The 18,056-nt window shown below is 45.7% G+C and carries 17 protein-coding genes; 2 read left to right on the forward strand and 15 right to left on the reverse strand.

The window, feature by feature from the left end; all coding sequences use genetic code 11:
- Nucleotides 1-30 precede the first annotated feature (30 nt).
- Nucleotides 31-2,211 (forward strand): PAS domain S-box protein, encoded by a 2,181-nt coding sequence (locus NL930_RS08990; RefSeq protein ID WP_254376452.1) that lies wholly within the window; start codon nt 31-33, stop codon nt 2,209-2,211.
- A 3-nt stretch (nt 2,212-2,214) separates the two neighbouring features.
- Here NL930_RS08990 and NL930_RS08995 read toward each other — a convergent pair whose 3' ends face one another.
- The 13 genes from NL930_RS08995 to NL930_RS09055 form a co-directional block, all read right to left on the reverse strand.
- On the reverse strand, nt 2,215-2,832 hold the full coding sequence (locus tag NL930_RS08995; protein WP_254376453.1) for a LysE family translocator: 618 nt from the start codon (nt 2,830-2,832) through the stop codon (nt 2,215-2,217).
- A 58-nt stretch (nt 2,833-2,890) separates the two neighbouring features.
- Nucleotides 2,891-3,580 carry an MOSC domain-containing protein gene (locus NL930_RS09000; protein WP_254376454.1) on the reverse strand — a complete coding sequence of 230 codons (690 nt, stop codon included), beginning with the start codon at nt 3,578-3,580 and terminating at the stop codon, nt 2,891-2,893.
- 76 nt (nt 3,581-3,656) lie between these two features.
- Nucleotides 3,657-4,052: an OsmC family protein gene (locus tag NL930_RS09005; protein ID WP_254376455.1), complete on the reverse strand. Its 396-nt coding sequence runs from the start codon at nt 4,050-4,052 to the stop codon at nt 3,657-3,659.
- 25 nt (nt 4,053-4,077) lie between these two features.
- Nucleotides 4,078-4,842: a class I SAM-dependent methyltransferase gene (locus NL930_RS09010; RefSeq protein WP_254376456.1), complete on the reverse strand. Its 765-nt coding sequence runs from the start codon at nt 4,840-4,842 to the stop codon at nt 4,078-4,080.
- A gap of 27 nt (nt 4,843-4,869) precedes the next feature.
- Nucleotides 4,870-6,186, reverse strand: a complete 1,317-nt coding sequence (locus NL930_RS09015; RefSeq protein ID WP_254376457.1) for a 2-isopropylmalate synthase — start codon at nt 6,184-6,186, stop codon at nt 4,870-4,872.
- 468 nt (nt 6,187-6,654) lie between these two features.
- The gene (gene hydF, locus NL930_RS09020; protein ID WP_254376458.1) at nt 6,655-7,881 is read right to left on the reverse strand and encodes a [FeFe] hydrogenase H-cluster maturation GTPase HydF; all 1,227 of its coding nucleotides are present in this window, start codon (nt 7,879-7,881) and stop codon (nt 6,655-6,657) included.
- The gene (gene hydE, locus NL930_RS09025; RefSeq protein WP_254376459.1) at nt 7,865-8,932 is read right to left on the reverse strand and encodes a [FeFe] hydrogenase H-cluster radical SAM maturase HydE; all 1,068 of its coding nucleotides are present in this window, start codon (nt 8,930-8,932) and stop codon (nt 7,865-7,867) included. Before hydE ends, hydF begins: the two co-directional genes overlap by 17 nt.
- Nucleotides 8,933-10,324, reverse strand: a complete 1,392-nt coding sequence (locus NL930_RS09030) for an aspartate ammonia-lyase (protein WP_254376460.1) — start codon at nt 10,322-10,324, stop codon at nt 8,933-8,935. It abuts the gene before it with no gap.
- A 9-nt stretch (nt 10,325-10,333) separates the two neighbouring features.
- Entirely contained in the window at nt 10,334-11,806 is a 1,473-nt protein-coding gene (gene hydG / locus NL930_RS09035; RefSeq protein ID WP_254376461.1) for a [FeFe] hydrogenase H-cluster radical SAM maturase HydG, read from the reverse strand.
- Between the two features lie 48 nt (nt 11,807-11,854).
- Nucleotides 11,855-12,544 carry a cytochrome b/b6 domain-containing protein gene (locus tag NL930_RS09040; RefSeq protein WP_254376462.1) on the reverse strand — a complete coding sequence of 230 codons (690 nt, stop codon included), beginning with the start codon at nt 12,542-12,544 and terminating at the stop codon, nt 11,855-11,857.
- A complete protein-coding gene (locus NL930_RS09045; protein ID WP_254376463.1) occupies nt 12,537-12,899 on the reverse strand; it encodes an iron hydrogenase small subunit in 363 nt (120 codons plus the stop codon). Before NL930_RS09045 ends, NL930_RS09040 begins: the two co-directional genes overlap by 8 nt.
- A 9-nt stretch (nt 12,900-12,908) precedes the next feature.
- Nucleotides 12,909-14,261 carry a [Fe-Fe] hydrogenase large subunit C-terminal domain-containing protein gene (locus NL930_RS09050; protein WP_254376464.1) on the reverse strand — a complete coding sequence of 451 codons (1,353 nt, stop codon included), beginning with the start codon at nt 14,259-14,261 and terminating at the stop codon, nt 12,909-12,911.
- 312 nt (nt 14,262-14,573) lie between these two features.
- Nucleotides 14,574-15,425, reverse strand: coding sequence for an NAD(P)-dependent oxidoreductase (locus NL930_RS09055; protein WP_254376465.1), 852 nt, complete (start codon nt 15,423-15,425; stop codon nt 14,574-14,576).
- A gap of 79 nt (nt 15,426-15,504) precedes the next feature.
- Between NL930_RS09055 and NL930_RS09060 the strand changes: the two genes are divergently transcribed.
- The gene (locus NL930_RS09060; RefSeq protein ID WP_254376466.1) at nt 15,505-16,113 is read left to right on the forward strand and encodes a transcriptional regulator; all 609 of its coding nucleotides are present in this window, start codon (nt 15,505-15,507) and stop codon (nt 16,111-16,113) included.
- On the opposite strand, the gene NL930_RS09065 is transcribed toward NL930_RS09060, so the two are convergent.
- Nucleotides 16,094-16,672, reverse strand: coding sequence for a hypothetical protein (locus NL930_RS09065; RefSeq protein ID WP_254376467.1), 579 nt, complete (start codon nt 16,670-16,672; stop codon nt 16,094-16,096). The two genes, NL930_RS09060 and NL930_RS09065, sit on opposite strands and share 20 nt — an antisense overlap.
- Before the next feature lie 3 nt (nt 16,673-16,675).
- On the reverse strand, nt 16,676-18,046 hold the full coding sequence (gene dbpA / locus NL930_RS09070; protein WP_254376468.1) for an ATP-dependent RNA helicase DbpA: 1,371 nt from the start codon (nt 18,044-18,046) through the stop codon (nt 16,676-16,678).
- Nucleotides 18,047-18,056: the final 10 nt, after the last annotated feature.

The following is an 18,056-nucleotide window of genomic DNA, read 5'->3' on the forward strand; positions in this document are numbered from 1 at the left end:
ACACGATTCCTCGAATAAAAGAGATTGACGATGATTGAAAATACGCAAGAGACTCGCAAAACATCGATGCTTATTCTTGAAAGCTCGCTTGTATTTTCAAACGTCCTGCAAAAAAACCTTTGTGCCTTAAACTATCGCGTGACGCATGCCAAAACGCTCTACCAAGCCGTCGAACTGCTCAGCGTCCAAACGTTCGACGTGATCGTACTCGATCTTCATTTACGCGACGGCGAAGGCGAGATGATCTTGCAAAATCTCTCGATCCTCGATCCGAAACTTAAAATGATCGTCTATTCGATCGATCATGATCCCAACCGCTCACACACATGGGATCGTTACGGTGTTTTAGCCTTTCTTTCCAAGTCCGATCCGATCGCTCACATTGTCCGTAAGATCGACGCACTCGCTCAATCGTGTGACCAAGAGCCCCGTGCGCGTCTTCTTTGGATCGGCGAGCTCGAATCAACGGTTCAACACGTTCGGACACTCTTACATGTAAGAAATTACCGCCTTTTTGTTGCTCAAAGCCAAGAAGAAGCGTTCTCTTTCGCGCCGATAGATCTAATCCTTCTCGAACTCGATGTGTATGATACTGCGAGTGTTGAGCGCTTACGCCAAGTGCGCGCCGCCTACGCTGAGCCGCAAACGCCGATTTTTATCGTGACGCAAGCCTACGATTCGGCGTTGCTTCACGCGTTGATCCAAAACGGTGCCAACGAATTTTTCGTCAAACCGCTTTTAGGCGAAATGCTGGGGGAAAGAATCGACTTTTGGCTCGAGAGACAACGCATTCAAAGCGCGCAACAACGCGAAGGTCGTTTGCTTCAGGAGTACAAAAACGTTATCGATAAAAGTATGATCGTCTCCAAAACGGACCCGCACGGCATCATCACGTACGTGAACGAGCAGTTTTGCGATATTTCGGGCTATCGTGCCGACGAACTCATCGGACGGTCGCATCGCATCGTTCGCCATCCCGACACGCCCGAATCGGTCTTTCAGGACCTTTGGAAAACGATCTTAAGCGGCAACATTTGGAAAGGGGTTTTGAAAAATCGCAAAAAAGACGGCTCCGCGTATTGGGTTCATGCATTTATTTACCCTATTATCACGCGCCAAGGGCAGATCGACGAAGTGATCGCGATTCGCAACGACGTCACCCAATTGCACCTTGTTAAAGAGAGCCTAAGCCGAGCACTCCAACGCTCCGACTCCGATCTTGACGAAGCGTTTCACCTTTCCAAACAATATGAAACCGTCATCGACGAAAGCAATAGTCTCACGCGCGTCGATACCGAAGGGAAAATCTTATTTGTCAATAAACGCTTTTGCGAACTCTCCGGTTACGCGAAAGAAGAGGTCATCGAGCAGAGTTTTAGTGCTATGTACGCAGACGACATCGATCCGCTCATCGTTAAGCAACTATGGGAGACGATCCAATCGGGTCACATTTGGAGAGGCGTTTTAAAAAACAAACGCAAAGACGGCTCGCTTTATTGGGTCAAAGCCACGGTTGTGCCTATCAAAGACAAACAAGGCAAAATCACCGAATTTATGTCCGTTCGCAACGATATTAGCGAGATTATCAAACTTCACGAAGAGATCGAGTCGACGCAACAAGAGATCATCTACCATATGGGCGAAATTGCGGAGAGCCGAAGCCAAGAGACGGGAAACCATGTCCGACGCGTTGCCGAATATTCACGTCTTTTGGCACTCAAATACGGACTTGACGCACAAGAAGCCAACAAAATCGCCATGGCTTCGCCCATGCACGACATCGGCAAAGTCGGTATCCCCGATGCGATTTTGCATAAACCCGGAAAATTAACGGACGAAGAATGGGAGATTATGAAAACGCACGCCATGCTCGGTTATGCCGTTTTACAACACTCCAAACGTCCTATTTTACAAGCTTCGGCGATTATCGCCAAAGAACACCACGAGAAGTACGACGGCACGGGCTATCCCTTAGGCCTTAGCGGTGAAGCGATTCACCTTTACGCGCGAATCGTTGCGATCGCCGATGTTTTCGACGCGCTCAGTCACGATCGCTGCTATAAAAAAGCTTGGGAAGACGCCGACGTCTTTGCGTTCTTTGAAAAAGAAAGGGGCGCGCATTTCGATCCGCAATTGGTCGATATGTTCTTAGCCGCAAAAGAAGAATTTTTAACCATCCGCGACCATTTCAAAGACGCGCTCAATCCGTAATATTTACTTTTGGGTTGAAGAAGCAAGCTCTATGCCAAGCCCCGCGAACGTGAGTGCAAATCCTTTTTTCATCCACGACTGTACGCGACGCGACGCAAGGACGTTTTGACGAAAACCGTGCGCCAAAAAGCCGTAAAAAACAAATACGACAAACGTCATCAGCATAAAGACGAGGCTAAGTGCAACCATATCGCCCAGAGGCGAAGCGGTATCGGCACGGATAAATTGCGGTAAAAACGCCAAAAAGAAAATCGTCAATTTCGGATTGAGGATATTGAGTAAAAAGGCTTTTGCGATCAAAGAAAGAGCACTCGTGCGCGTCGCTTGCATATGCGTTTCAAAACCGCTTTGATCTTTCCACGTCAAAATCGCGAGGTAAAAGAGGTACAACACGCCCGCTATTTTCAACGCTTCAAATGCCAGCGCGCTCGTGTGCATAATCACGGCAAGTCCGAAAATCGTTGCTAAAAGATGCGGAACGATGCCAAGCGTACATCCGAGTGCCGCAAATATTCCGGCACTTCTGCCCTGAGCCAGTGCCGTCGAAATCGTAAAGATAACTCCCGTTCCTGGGATCAGCACGACAATAAGCGACGTTATGAGAAATTCCAAACCGATCATCCGAGCACTCCTTGAAGTAATGTCGCTATTGTACCATACGCAACGTTGAGAAGACTCTCTAGCGTGTTTGCATGTAAGCTAAATCACTCGTACCGTTTAAACGCTTGATAAGACTGTCGCGGTACGATTGTGCGATCGAAGGTATCGTTACCATGCGCTCCAAAGTCATAGCAAAATGCGTCGGTTCCCTAAAAGCGTGGTTAGCTTCCAAAATACTGATAGAACACGCTTCTTGACTAACGATGCGCACCGCATCTCCCGCACCGATCACTCCCTCTTTCAATACCCGATAGTACCACCCGCTAAGACCGCTGGTAAAAATTTCATTCGTCAATTCCGTGTGATTCCACCGCCGCGAAATCTTCCAACACGGCTTGCGCGGTTGCGTGACTTGAAGGATAGCCGAGCCGATTTCATGAACATCGCCGAGCATCACGTTTGCTTCTTGAAGTCCGACGATCGTTAGGTTTTCCGACAATGCGCCAAAAGGTAAACGCTCCAATCCCAAAAACGTCGCCCAGTGCGCATAGTTTTCATAACTGTTGGCAAACACGGCTTTATCGATTCCGCCGTGATGCGCCCTATCGGCAACCTCATCGTCTTCGAAGCCCTCAACACTTACATGTAAAGGTCTTTTGACAACTTCTTTAAACGAAGCCGTGCTCCACGCTTTTTCCAAAAAACCTTTTGCATTCGCATCGCCGTACGTCTTAGCACGTCCAACCTGTACGGAAAGCACTTTCGCCATGATATTCTCCTTCATTTTCGACACGTATTCTAATACAATCGACTTTTTTTTCCTTTGATATGCATCAAACATGCTCTCATATCGACGTATTAACCGCCTTTTGCTCAAAAGAAAAGCTCTTCGATAAGGTTGATCGAACCGAACTGCGCGCTAAAGTATCCAGTAACGTTTGCCGATCACTGTCACACACTGATGCATCAAACGCTACATCGTATTCAAACGTTGGGTTCTCTGGTTCTTCTCGGTTTAAATAAACGCTCACACGTACCTTTTCAAGGGGAATAGAGAGCTTTTGAGCGTTCATGCGCAAAGACATATTCATACAACACGCCAGCGCCGCTTCTAAGAGTTCATGCGGCCTAAAGCCTTGCTCCATTCCACCCTTTTCTTTCGTCGTATCGGCATAAGCGTCGTACGTGCCATTCGAAAAATACGTGAGGTAGTTTTCCGATCTGTTTTCACTGACGATCATCACGTGCTCCTTACATGTAAAGATTTTACTTGCGTAATTGCACTTCAAGGCGTATCATACCTATATGCACTCTTTCGTCTTGATCCAGCGGACAAAGAGCGACATAAGCCTCAATCCACGCTTCAATAAACGCTGTTTGTTGCGCACTTGGGATACGGTTGATAAACGGAAACCATGTTGTCTCAAGCCAACCGCGAAATGCTTTGAGCGTGTCATGCACCATATCTTTAGACACTAAGTGTGCTTGGTATGTGCTAAAACCTGCGCCCTTTAACAATGTTTCATAGGTTTTATCCGAATGAAACGTATACGGCGACTCAAAGCCTTCAAAATACTCGGCATACGCGGGGAGAATGTGATGGAAGGCTTCAAACACTTTTTCGCCATTCCCTGCTCCTCCCATCTGCAAAATCGCTCTGCCCTTTGGTTTGAGGGCTTTAAAGATACCGTGCAAAATAGCGTCATGGTCTTTCGCCCAGTGCAACGCGGCATTGGAGAACACCATGTCAAAACGCTCATTGAAACTTAGTGCTTGTGCGTCCATCTGCATAAAAAGGGGCTTTGAAAATGCCGCTTTGGCATAACCGATCATCTCAGGACTAAAGTCGACACCGACCACTTCACCGCTGGTGAGATGACTCAACATCTCCGTAATCTTTCCATCGCCACACCCGATGTCTAAGATGGATTCATCGCCTTTTAGCGCCATCTTTTCGATCAACTCTTTTGCCCAAACCGCCTGCCCTTTTGAATTTTCCGCATAGGCACTTGCTTTCCACTCTTCACGCATCGTTTTTCCTTTTTACATGTAACGCTTTTAAAGCTTGCACATCTGCCTAAAAACTTTAAAAATCTCCTCAGCATTTACTTCGATTCCCTTCTCATCGCACAACTTCTGCACTTCTAGCGCAATTTCGACTTGCATCGATTTGGTTGTCTCAATGCCGTAAAATTCCTTCAGTACATACGCCACGCCACCTTTTCCCGACTGCGAATTAATACGCACCACATCGCGGTAATCCCGCTTGATATCCTTGGGGTCGATCACGAGGTAGGGCACGTGCCAATAGCCATCTAACACCACCTTTTGATACTCCATACCTTTCTTTATTGCGTCCTGATGCGTGCCCGAAAAAGCCGTGTAGATCATGGAACCCACATAAGGGTGACGGGGAGGAATGCTGCTGTGCGTCAATGTGATGATCTCTTGTAAAATCGTATCGATATTGTAAATATCTAACATCGGATCGATTCCCTGAGAGTAAAGATTGAACGCCATCGTAACCAAGTCAACATTACCCGCTCTCTCGCCGTTACCCAAAAGCGTACCCTCAACCCTTTGCGCCCCAGCTAAAATCGCCATCTCGGCACTCGCAACCGCCGTACCCCTGTCATTGTGCGGATGAACGCTCAATATTACGGAGTCGCGTTCCAACATCTGTTTGCTCATCCACTCGATTCTATCGGCATAGATGTTGGGCGTGCACGCCTCTAGAGTGTTGGGTAAATTGATGACCATCGGTGCATTTTTGGTTGGCATCCATTCACTGATAACCGCATTGACCACATCGCGTGCAAATGCCAACTCCGTTTGGGAGAAGCTCTCGGGCGAATACTGAAACAACACATCGCCTTTGAATTTTGCCGCCTCTTCTTTGATGATGCGTGTGCCCTCAACCGCTAAAGCGATGATCTCCGTTTTGCTTTTGTCAAACACTATTTTGCGCTGATTGTCCGCGGTGGGATTGTAAAGGTGCATCGTTACTTTTTTCGCTCCTCTCATCGCCTCAAAGGTTCTTTTGATGTGTTTTTCGATGGAAGGCATCAAAACCGCAACCCTAACATCCTCAGGAATTAAATTCTGCTCGATTAACATGCGGCAAAAGTCAAAGTCCGTTTGTGAAGCACTCGGGTACGCAATCTCTATCTCTTTAAATCCCATCTCCACCAATTTTTGAAAATACGCCAATTTTTTGGTCGCATTCATAGGTTCAACCAATGCTTGATTGCCATCACGTAAGTCGGTACTTACCCAAATAGGCGCACGTGTGATGATGTTACTTGCCCACTCACGGTGAGCTAAAGGTACCAACGGGTACGGTTTGTATTTTTTAAATGTTTGTGCAGTTTGCATAAAAATATCCTATTTTATTTTTATAACGCAACTTTGGCAAAGCTAAAGTTGCTACGCTAACGCTAAGTTTTCTTCGGCAGAAAGCCCACGCGCATTTTGCGCTCTAAATTAAAATCTTGCATTAAAACAAGAAAAACAACAATGAAAAATGTATAAAATTGTGCTCATTAGATAGAGGTATCCTCAGGGCTAAAAAGCCAATTTAAAAATCAACAGTGAAAAAAAAGGGGTGAGTGTGAAGGTTTAACGGAGCTTCAGGAGGAGGACGACGACGAGTGATGCGTTAGAAAATTGCGCAATGCTCTGAGGTTGATGTATGGTGTGATGGGTGATAAATGTTTCCATCTGAGTCTCCTTTAAGAAAATTTGACAAAAGTATAGCACAGAAGTTTGAAAATCGCAAAAGAGGTTTTACATGTAAGACATCAAAAAACCGTTTTTGCGATCAAATCGTTTCCGGCTAAAGATTCACTGCCGATCGTCATACGCCATTAAAGCAAGCGGAAACGGCTCTAGAGAACGATGCAAAACACCTTGTAACACCGAAATAGCAATCCCGTAATTGGTAATCGCAACACCTGCTTTTTTTGCTTCATCAAGACGTGAAAGCATGCCTTGGCGGTTGAGCGTACACGCACCGCAATGAATGATGAGCCGATACTCAGCGATATTTTCGGGATAATTCTTCCCGCTACAATGCTCAATCGTTAAATCTAGCCCGCTGTACTGCCTAAGCCAGCGTGGGATTTTGACCCTCCCGATGTCATCTTCCAAGGCATGGTGCGTACAGGCTTCGGCGATTAGCACTTTATCGCCCTCTTTAAGATCGTGAATCATCTTTGCACCCTCGCTTAGAGTGATCAAATCGCCTTTAAGGCGCGCCATCAAAATCGAAAATGTCGTGACTTTGACATCTTTTGGCGTATCGGCAACCGTTTTTAAAACACATTGCGAATCGCAAACGACGAGCTTCGGAGATGATTTGAGTTCGCTTAACATGTAGCTTAATTCTCGCTCTTTCACAACAAGGCAACAGGCGTCATGGTCTAAAATATCGCGAATCGCTTGCACTTGAGGCAAAATCAAACGCCCTTTGGGTGCTTGCAAGTCGATGGGAACAACCAGAACGATCACATCGCCCTCCCCTATCAAATCCCCTAAAAGAGAAGGTTGTTTGATCCACGATGAAGGAATAATCTCGTGTATTTTTTCAAAGAAACGCTCCTTATTTTCGCCCGTTTTAGCACTCATTTCAAGCCATGAAGCGGCGTGCTTGCACAGGGTTTGCACAAACGGCTCTTGCGGGATTTCTTGGTCTATTTTATTACAAATGATCGTAAAAGCAATCGCTTTTTCTTTAAAAAGTGCTACCAATTTTTCCTCAAAAGTACCCCAACGATTAGGCTCTACCACTAAAACGGCAACATCTATTTTTTGGATGACATGTAACGTTTGCTTGATGCGTGCTTCGCCCAAACTTCCCTCATCGTCAATTCCTGCGGTGTCGATGAAAACAACAGGACCTAAAGGCTGGATCTCCATCGTTTTTTCCACAGGATCGGTCGTCGTACCCGGTGTTTCGGAGACAATGGACATCGCTTGGTTCGTGATGAGATTCATTAAAGAGGATTTTCCTACGTTGCGGCGACCAAAAAGTCCGATGTGCAGGCGTAATCCTTTAGGCGTTTGCGTCATAAAAATTCCTTTGTTCTTTTTGTCGTACAATAAAGCGTTCGCTATCGCCGTTAGTGTCGGCAACGCCTCGACCGATAGCAATGATTTTGCCGGAGATACACAAGCGACAATGCTTTGGCGTATCGTCGATGCAAATTTTACCCGGATACAAGCGGTACAAGGCGCGGTATTCGCCCTCGGTAATGACAGGCATCACGACATTGGCTCCGCTCTTTAGGGCAATGGCGCGACCGTTGGGATCAAGCGTTTCCATCGCCGTCGTAGCAGGAATGTTGATCTTTGGAAGCAGTAAACGAACCAACGCCATCATCTTCAATGCCATCGTAAACTCCCCGCCTTTTGCATCTGATAGCGGTGTATTTTCGCTAGGAATAAAAGGACCGATGCCGATCATATCAAAATCCGACTGTTTGAAAAAAAGAAGATCGTTTGCCAAAGACGTGATGCTCTGCCCCGGCAAGCCAACAAGCGAACCGCTTCCCGTTTCATAACCGAGTTCTTTTAAAATACGAAGGCATTTTAAGCGATTCTCAAAACTCATCTGAGGATGCAACGACTGATAGAGTGCTTTATCGGTGGTTTCAATACGCAGCAGATAACGATTGGCTCCCGCTTCTTTGTAGGCTTGGTACTCTGCTTCACTTTTTTCGCCCAAACTCAGCGTGACCGTAGCGCCTAAGGCGCGTATGGAAGCGATGATGTCGCACATCGCTTCCATGGAGTAACTATGGCTTTCACCTGATTGGAGTACAATGGTTTTATACCCGTAATCAATTGCCTTGCGTGCAAAGCTAAGAATCTCTTCACTGCTTAACTTATAACGTTTAATGAAGCGATTTTCGACTCTGAGTCCGCAATAATGACATGTACGCGTACAGATATTGGAAAACTCCAACAACCCTTTGAGATGCACGTCGTTACCGACATAACGTTCGCGTGTTTGATCGGCGGCATGAAAGAGGGCTTCATCATAGCGATCGGAACGTAAAAATTCAACCAATTCTTGATGACTTAATTCATGGGTTTGCAAGACTTTGGCGATTCTATCCATTTATTTTCCTAGTGCAATTAAACGAGAGGGCGATAAAAGAGCGTCGATTTCATTCTCTTCTAACGTTGTTTCGCGTATTAAGAGCTCTTTGAGAGTCATATTGGAGTTTACATGTAAAGCCGATGCAAGCTGTGTCGCCTTTTCGTAACCTAACACGTCTAAAAGGGCTACTAAACAACCGCTAGAGTTTAAAACTTGTGAAAGGGCGTGTTCCGTGTTGGCTTCAATGCCTTCAATCGCCTTTTCGCGAAACATAGCAACCGTATTTTTCAGAAGCGTTAAGCTCTCTAAAAACGCCTGCGCCAAAAGAGGCATAAAGGCGTTAAGTTCGAGTTGACCGTTTTGGGCGGCTTGGCAAACCAAAAAGTCGTTGCCCATCACTTTCATCGCCGCTTGATTGACCGCTTCGCAAATGACGGGATTGATTTTGCCGACCATAATGGAAGAGCCCGCTTGCACGGGCGGCAGGGCAATTTCCGCCAAACCTGCACGAGGGCCTGATGAGAGAAGCCGTAAATCCGAAGCGATTTTAAACAAATTGGTCGCATGTGCTTTTAAAATCCCGCTAACTTCCACAAACATATCGCAATTTTGCGTCGCATCGATCAAATTTTCAGAACGTGCTACGGGAAGATCACTCACCTCTTTGAGACACTCGACAACAAGAAAAAGATACTTTTTAGGAGCCCCTATGCCCGTACCGATCGCCGTTCCACCGAGATTGACGTTTTTAAGGCGTTCGATGGACTTAAAAACCCGCCAGCGATCTCTGGCAATCGCTTCGGCGTACGCTCCAAAACCGGCTCCCAAACTCATAGGAACAGCATCTTGAAGTTCGGTTCGCGCCATTTTAAGTACGGAACTAAACGCTTTTTCTTTACCTTGAAGTGCACCTTGAAGTTTGGCGATCTCATCGCCGAGTTCTTGTAAAAGAGACATGGCTGCCACTTTAAGCGCTGTTGGGTAAACATCGTTGGTGGATTGGTGCATATTGACATGATCGAGTGGATGAAGGATCTCGTAACTGCCTTTGGAATACCCCATGATTTCTAACGCACGATTGGCGATGACTTCATTCATGTTCATATTCAGCGACGTTCCAGCTCCACCTTGCAACGCATCGACGATGATATTATTGTGCCATCTGCCCGCGATCATCTCATCGCACGCTTGCATGATCGCTTTTGCTTTAGAGGCGTCTAAAAAACCAAGCGTCGCATTGGCGTTTGCGCACGCTTTCTTTACCTGTGCAAACGCTTGAATAAACCGTGTATCGATGCCTAAATGACTGAGCGGAAAGTTTTCGGAAGCCCGAAGCGTATGAATACCGTAATACGCCTCGCTTGGGACTTCTCGTTCTCCTAAAAGATCATGTTCTATGCGAAAACTCACGCACCTTCCTTACAAATGGCAGTCATTTTTACCGTGTTCTAGACCGTGAAGCATAACTTCGACTTTGTCGGCTAAAAGCGGCATATTTTCACGTAACATTCCAAGGTATTTGGGGATGATAATGCGCTCGCCGATGCGTTTGACTTCAGGGGACGCATAGTCTCTCATATACTCTTTAAAGGTCAAAATACCGTTGGGAATACACAAATGTTTGATGCTTGCATTTTTGGCTAAAGGCATAAAATCACACCCCGTACGTCCTTCTCGGTAACATGAAGTACAAAAAGAAGGTAAACGCTCCTCTTTGATCAGGCTTAGGATAAACTCATCAATCCCACGGTGATCGCCGATGGCAAACTGTTGAATGGAAAGATCATTGCCCTCTTCGTGTTTTTTATAGCCACCAATGCCAATATTTGTACCTGCATCCATCTGAGAAATACCGCATTTTTTAAGCATTTCGTCTCTCAGTTCTGGCTCTTCGCGTGCCGTTAAAATCGTTCCCGTAAACGGACACATCAAACGAATGACCGCCACGACGCGCATAAAATCTTCATCGCTCATGGCATAAGGAAATTCACTCAAATCGGTATCAGAGGTGCGTTTGATGCGAGGAAACGACATCGTATGCGGTCCAATGCCGAACACTCTTTCTAAATCCATCGCATGATGTAACATGGCAAGCACTTCAAATTTCCAGTCGTAAATACCGAACAACACGCCCACCGCGACATCGTCAAGCCCCGCATTTAAGCCTCGATGCAACGCGAACAATCGCCAATCATACTCCCCTTTGAGCGTGCCTTTGGGATGCATTTTTTCATACGTTTCCCTATGATACGTCTCTTGAAAGACTTGGTATGTTCCAATGCCCTCGGCTTTAATGACTCGATACTCCTCTTCAAACATCGGGGCGGCATTGATGTTGACACGCCTGATTTCCGTATTGTCTTTTTTTGTGGCATAAATAGTTCGTACACTTTGGGCTATATAGTTATAATCACTCTTTGGATGCTCGCCGTAAACAGCGATCAGACGCTTTTGCCCTGCATCCAAAAGTGCTTTGACTTCTTCTTCAAGCTCTTCGTGATTCAATGTTTTTTTTGACATAGCATCATTGGAAGATTTAAAACCACAGTACTGGCAGTTATTCACACACGGGTTGGAGATATACAGCGGCGAAAAGAGAACGATTCGGTTTCCGTAAACCTCTTCTTTGATGTACGTTGCCGCTTTAAAAACCTCATCCCATAAAGCTCTATCGGTAATATTTAAAAGCGTTGCCGTCTCTTCGGGAGAGAGCATATCGCCTTTGGTCGCATTGTTTCTGGCTTTTTCAATAATGGCTAGAACATGCTCTTTTGAAGGATTTTTTGTTTCATTAATAGTTTGATGAATTGCCTCATCATCAATAAAATCGTTAAACTCGCGTGATGCTTCCCACGCTTTAATGCGTGCAAATCGCTCACTTGTCCATGACATTGTTTTTCCTTTACATGTAAAGCACTAGCCGCCGCAGCGGCTAGGTTTTTAATGGTGCGCTTTTAGAGGTTGCTCTAGAGTGCTAACTTTAACCAAATCGTTTTCAACCCATTTAGGCGCATGATGAAGGGCGTCTTCTAACGGTACGTCGCCGGCACCGAAGCGAAACATCGCTTTAAAATCTTCGATATTGATCACGGCTAATGGAAGATGCGCACCCACTGCCATTACCGTCGCAATGATGGAACCCCAAACATGAAAATTGAAAAAATAAACCATCGTCGTTTTGCCTAAAACGGGTGCCATAAAGTAGAGTAACCAACCTGTTACAATCAATCCGAAAATCATAAAAATAAAAAAGAGGTAGGTAAACTTTTGACCGGCATTAAACCGACCTTGAGGAGCCACTTCTTCGGGACCAAAAGGAATGCCAAACAAGCGTCTTGGATACCCTCCGAAATTTTTAAACCACGCAAAGGTATCGGCATCCCAGATGAGTAAATTGCGTAGCATTAAAAAGAAACGATCGGCATTTAACACCGCAAAGCCCACAAAATTGAGCGTAAAAACAATCGCAATGCCGATGTGAAAATCCATCAGCAACGAAGCAGCCGCTTCGCCTACCGTTTTAAAATAGATCATCATACCCGTAACCGCTAAAATCATCCATGTCACCATGTTAATGTTATGAAACATCTTCTCCGACATCGGGAATTTTAAAACTCTTTCATTAGCCATGGTGTGCTCCTTGCATTAAAAGGTTACTTCGATCGACATAGGTTTTGGTATGTAACAACTGCTCCGCAACTTCGCCCATCGGCTTGGTTCCCATGTCTTGATAGACTTTAAGGCAGCTTGCATTTTGATGTGAACCCGTAAGATTGGCTTTTTGAAGGCGTTTATCGTCTTTGTAAAGTCCTTGCTGACGAAGGGCAATATACGACTTTCGTTTTTGAACGATGTCGGTAATTGCATAACCGCTGATCGCAATTGCAGAAACAGACACGCCTGCGGCTTTAAGAAAATCGCGACGACTTAACAATTGGCCGACCGGTTTTTCGGCGTAAAAATAGTTCTCTTGTGTAGCTTTCATAGTTTCTCCTTAAGCTCTAAGCGGTAACGGTAATAACGGGTGTAACCATGACGTTCCCATCGTTCGCACAGGCTGTCCGCCGCCGTTAACACAACCGCCGGGGCAGTTCATCACTTCGACAAAGTGGTATTGGTTTTTATCGTCCCTCAAGCGTTTAACGATCTCTTTGATATTGCGTGAAGCACCGTTCACGACGGCAACTTTCACGTTAATCACTTTACCGTTTAAGGCTTTCAAAGGAACGGGAATCGTTGCTTCGACGATGTCTTGCTCGTATCCGCGCACCAGCGTAATATCGGGATTGGAAAGTTCCGTACCGGAAAGAAGAAAATACGCCGTTCGAAGTGCCGCTTCCATAACACCGCCGCTAGCACCGAAAATCGTTGCGGCACCCGTATAGACGTTTGTCGTTTCAACTTCGCGTTCATCCGACATCAAAAGCGGATTAATCCCTTTGCGTCTAAAAATTTCGGCAATATCGCGTACCGTCAAAATCGCGTCTATATCTTGAAACGACGCCGTATTTTCGGGAATTTTATTTTCCGCTTTGAGGTATTCGTAGGCTGAGTTAAACTCGGGACGACTGGCTTCAAAAATTTTCGCGGTACACGGCATGACGCCGACAAGATAAACGTCTCGCGGGTCTTTCTTCCATACAAACTCCGCTGCCCACGTTTTGGCTAAAGCACCGCCCATTTGCATCGGTGATTTGGCTCCGGAAATATGCGGAATGAGTTCAGGATGAAACGTTTCGGCATTTTTAATCCATGCGGGACAGCAACTCGTAAAATGAGGAAGCGGATGGTGGGCTACATGCTCCAAGTCCTCACCGCGTTCGCCCAAAACCCAGTATCGTACTTTTTTAATGAATTCCGTACCCTCTTCCAAAATGGTTTGATCGGCGGCAAAATTAATATCGTAGTTATGAAATCCCGCTTTTTCAAACGCATTGTAAAGACGGTTGATCGTAAGCTCTCCCGCCGGCGCACCGAACTCTTCGGCAATTGCAACGCGTACTGCCGGAGCAGGATGAGAGACGACAAAGGCTTTAGGATCAGCCAATTTTTCCATGACAATATCCACAAAACTCATCTGCTCAATGGCACCAAACGGACAATTGACCAAACATTGACCACAAGCGACGCATTTGTTAGTGCTAATCGCATGAGCAACCCCTAAAGAGCCTTTGATCGCCTCGGTGGGACAAAACGCGGTACAGGTATCGCACCCCACGCAATTGTCTTGATTGATCTTGATGATACCTCTTAACTCGCCTTTACGATGCGTTCCTTCAAACGCCGTCTCGCCGCCCCAAGACTCTTGACTCGGCGGAAACGTGCGTATCTTTGAAACTTCCGACATTCAAACCTCCTTTTAAAGTTTAGTGTATTCCATTCGAATAAGTAAATAATAATTTACCTTTACATGTTGAAATCGTACAAGATTTAAGATTAAATTAATATTAATAAGATAGAAAAAGTATTATTAAATAACTCTAATATTTTTTAAATATGAAATAAACACCTTTATTCATAAAAAATAGTATTTATTTCAAATTATCGGGGCATCGTAGCATGAAAAAAGAGGAGAAAAAGGGGGAAATGGTTTCTAAAAGAGATTATTGAACTCTTTTAAAATGTCAAGGGCACTTTACCTTTAAGTGCCCTATTTTTGTCACGCTTTGAAAAGTTGATAGATCGAGCTAAAGTCTTCCTCGCCGTATCCGCTCATCTTTGCTTTGCAAAAAAGCTCTTTGGTAACACTGGCGGTGTAAAGCGGACGATTTAAACTGTACGCCAAATCTTGCAGACAGTGCAAATCTTTGGTGATCGCCGCGGTGCTAAAATGGGCACTAAAATCCTCATCGATCAGTTTTTGCGTTTTTGCCGCCAAAACCAGTGACTTGCCGCCACCTGCACCCAAAATGTCCAAGAGCTCTTTTTTATCGATGCCGCACGCCTCACCCAGAGCCGTACACTCCGCAATTGTCGCCATAAATGAACCCAAACAGAGGTTGTTAATCAGCTTCATCTTCGCCGCAAATCCTGCCTCTTTCAGGTGGAAAATCGTCGAAGCAAACTTCTCTAAAAGTGGTTTACATGTAAGGTAAACGCTCTCGCGTCCTGCACATACCGCGGTGAGTTCTCCTTTGCTCGCAGGCACAACGCTCCCAAGCACAGGACACTCAAGGTAATTGCCGCCTTTGGCTTCGACTACCTTGTGAAATTCAACCACGTCGTTGAAATGGTTGGTGCTCAGATCGATGATGGTTTTGCCTTTTTGTATTGCACTTAAAAGTCCGTTTTCCATCGTTAAAACATCGTGAACGCCCGCTGAGTCAAACAGACATAAAAATACGGTATCGCATTTTTCCAAAAGCACTTTGGGAGAACTTTCACACACAAAACCTTTCGCCTCCGCTTTGCTTTTGGTACGGTTCCAAACGATGACCTCTTCATTCATACTTGTTAAACGTTTTGCGATGGCGGCGCCTAAGTTACCTAAACCTATAAAACCGATTGCCATGATGACTCCTTTGAGCTATTTTTTAGAATTATAGTCTAAATTAGACAAAATATCTTTAAATGAGTGCTATAATTGCCAAATGAAAAAAGAGCTCAAATCGTATGTCACTTTATGTGACGCCATCGCCAAACTGTTTTACCCAAACGTCGAAGTCGTCATGCATGACTTGGAAGCGAAAAAGCTCGTCCACATCGTTAATGCGTTCTCAAAACGCCGCGTGGGCGATGCGATGCTCAGTGAACTGAGAGACCTAAACAGCATCAAAGAAAATTGGGTCGGACCGTATGATAAAACCAGCAGTGATGGCAAACGCCTCAAAGCGGTCAGCATCATCGTGCGAGATATGGAAGAAAAACCCATCGGGATGATCTGCATCAACTACAACATCGAACCCTTGGAGAGCTTGCACGATTTTCTCAAAAGCTTTTTACATGTAAACGCCGAAGCCAAACCCTCCGTACTCTTTTCGCAAAGTTGGAGAGAACACACCGACGAGACGATCGAAAAATACTTAAGTACCAAAAACATCGCCCTCTCAGGGCTTTCCGGTGAGGATAAAAAAGAGTTGGTGGTCTTTTTGGAGAGTGAGGGCATCTTCGCCATTCGCAATGTCGTGGGGTATATCTGCTCGGTGTTAAATGTCTCGAAGGCTACGATTTATAACTGGCTCAAAGCGGTGAGGAATTAATGCTTTCTTCTATCCATCGGCAATACTCAGCATAGCCCATAGCGTTATAATTCACCGACAAGGGATTCATAAAGCCGTGTAAATACGCCGTTTTAATGCACGTGAGCCCTTCTTTGATAGCAAGTTTGGACATTAACTCAGCAACATCAAAATGCGGCTCAGAGTAGGGGAAAACAAGCGTGCATGGCACAAGCGGATTAACGTCTAAAAAGTGGCGAATCTGCGAAGCATAAAAGCCGTAAAAATGTTTGATTTTTCCGCCTTGGCGTCCATCAAGCACCTTCCACAATGCTGATGATCCCATGCTAAAACCAATTAAAATGACCTCTTCGTTGGAAAGTGCATCGAGAGCTTTTCGACATATTTGGGCATAGTTTTCAAGCCCACACAAGCGGTTAAATACTTCATACGCTTCGTTTTCACCCTGAAAATGCATAGGCTTTGCATCGTAAGGGTCGAGCATATGCACCCTTTCACACACTGCACTCAAGCGCTCGCTTAACGTTTCCACGGCGTTGGTTTTACCAAAAATATCGGTGGCTATGAGAATATGGGACATTTATCACCCCAACTTCCAAATCTTAAACCGTCGGTTTTTAATCGTCGTAGCACACAGCCCATCAAAGGCTTTATCGGCGCAGTCTCGCTCTATTGCCACGTAAGAAAACTTCTCTAAAATGTCAATTTTACCAATCACACTCGCGTCCAGTCCTAAGTCTTTGGTGAGGGTTCCCAAGATGTCGCCTGCGCGCATTTTGTGTTTTTTGCCTGCGTCGATGCAGAGCGTGATGTAGAGGGCTTTTTTGGGTTTTGTGAGGGTTGGATTGAGATCGCCTATACTTTTACATGTAAAGGCAAAATTGGCTTCTTTGAGCTCTTCCAAAAAGCTCTCTTCGCGTGGCGTAGCGAAGCTGATCGCCTTGCCCTCTTTTCCCATGCGTCCGGTTCGACCAATGCGGTGGGTGTAGATTTCCATCGTTTGAGGCAATTCGTAGTTGATGACCATCTCCACATCTTTGACGTCAAGCCCACGAGAGGCAAGGTCTGTCGCTACGAGGATTTGGGCACTGCCGTTGGCAAAGAGAAGCAGGTGCTCGTCACGGTCAATCTGCTCTAAGTCACCATGCAGTGAAAGCGCATCAAAGCCTTCATCGAGTAGGTAGCCTTGAAGCTCGGCTACACCGATTTTGGTTTTGCAAAAGATGATAACCGACTTGGCATCGCTCTCCAGTAAAACACCTTTGAGTGCCGCTTCTTTTTCGCGTGGCTCGACGGTGTAGCAGATTTGTGTGATGTTCGGAGACGTGGTTGCCTCTTCTTTGATGCTTACATGTAAGGCGTCGCTTTGCACTTCATGGCACATGCGCTCGATCTCTTTGGGGAAGGTGGCGGAGAAAAGCAAGGTTTGACGCTTTTGTGGCATTTTGGCGATGATCTTCTCAATGTCTTCGTAAAAGCCCATGTCGAGCATGCGATCGGCTTCATCCAAAACGAGTGTTTTGATGTGCTCAAAGTTGATGGTTTTCTCTTGCAAATGTTGCAAAATGCGCCCAGGAGTTCCCACAACGATGTGCGCGCCATGCTCTAGGTTAATGCACTGTGGTACAAAACGCGTTCCACCACAGAGGGTGACGATCTTGATATTATGGGCAAACCGAGCCAAACGTCTAAGCTCTGCGCTGACTTGTTCGGCAAGTTCACGCGTGGGGCAAAGTACGACTGACTGGATGCGCATGGAGTTTACATGTAAAGCTAAAAGTAGCGGTAGTCCAAACGCGGCGGTTTTGCCACTGCCTGTTTTGGCTTTAGCGACGATGTCGCGCCCTGCAAGGGCTAAAGGAATGCATTCTCTTTGGACGGGAGTCATGGACACATAGCCCAAATCGTTTAAATTTTGGAGCATTTTCGTGTCTTGAATATACGCGTTAAACATAGATACCTTT

The organism is Sulfurospirillum sp. hDNRA2, assembly GCF_024206095.2.
Lineage (GTDB): Bacteria > Campylobacterota > Campylobacteria > Campylobacterales > Sulfurospirillaceae > Sulfurospirillum.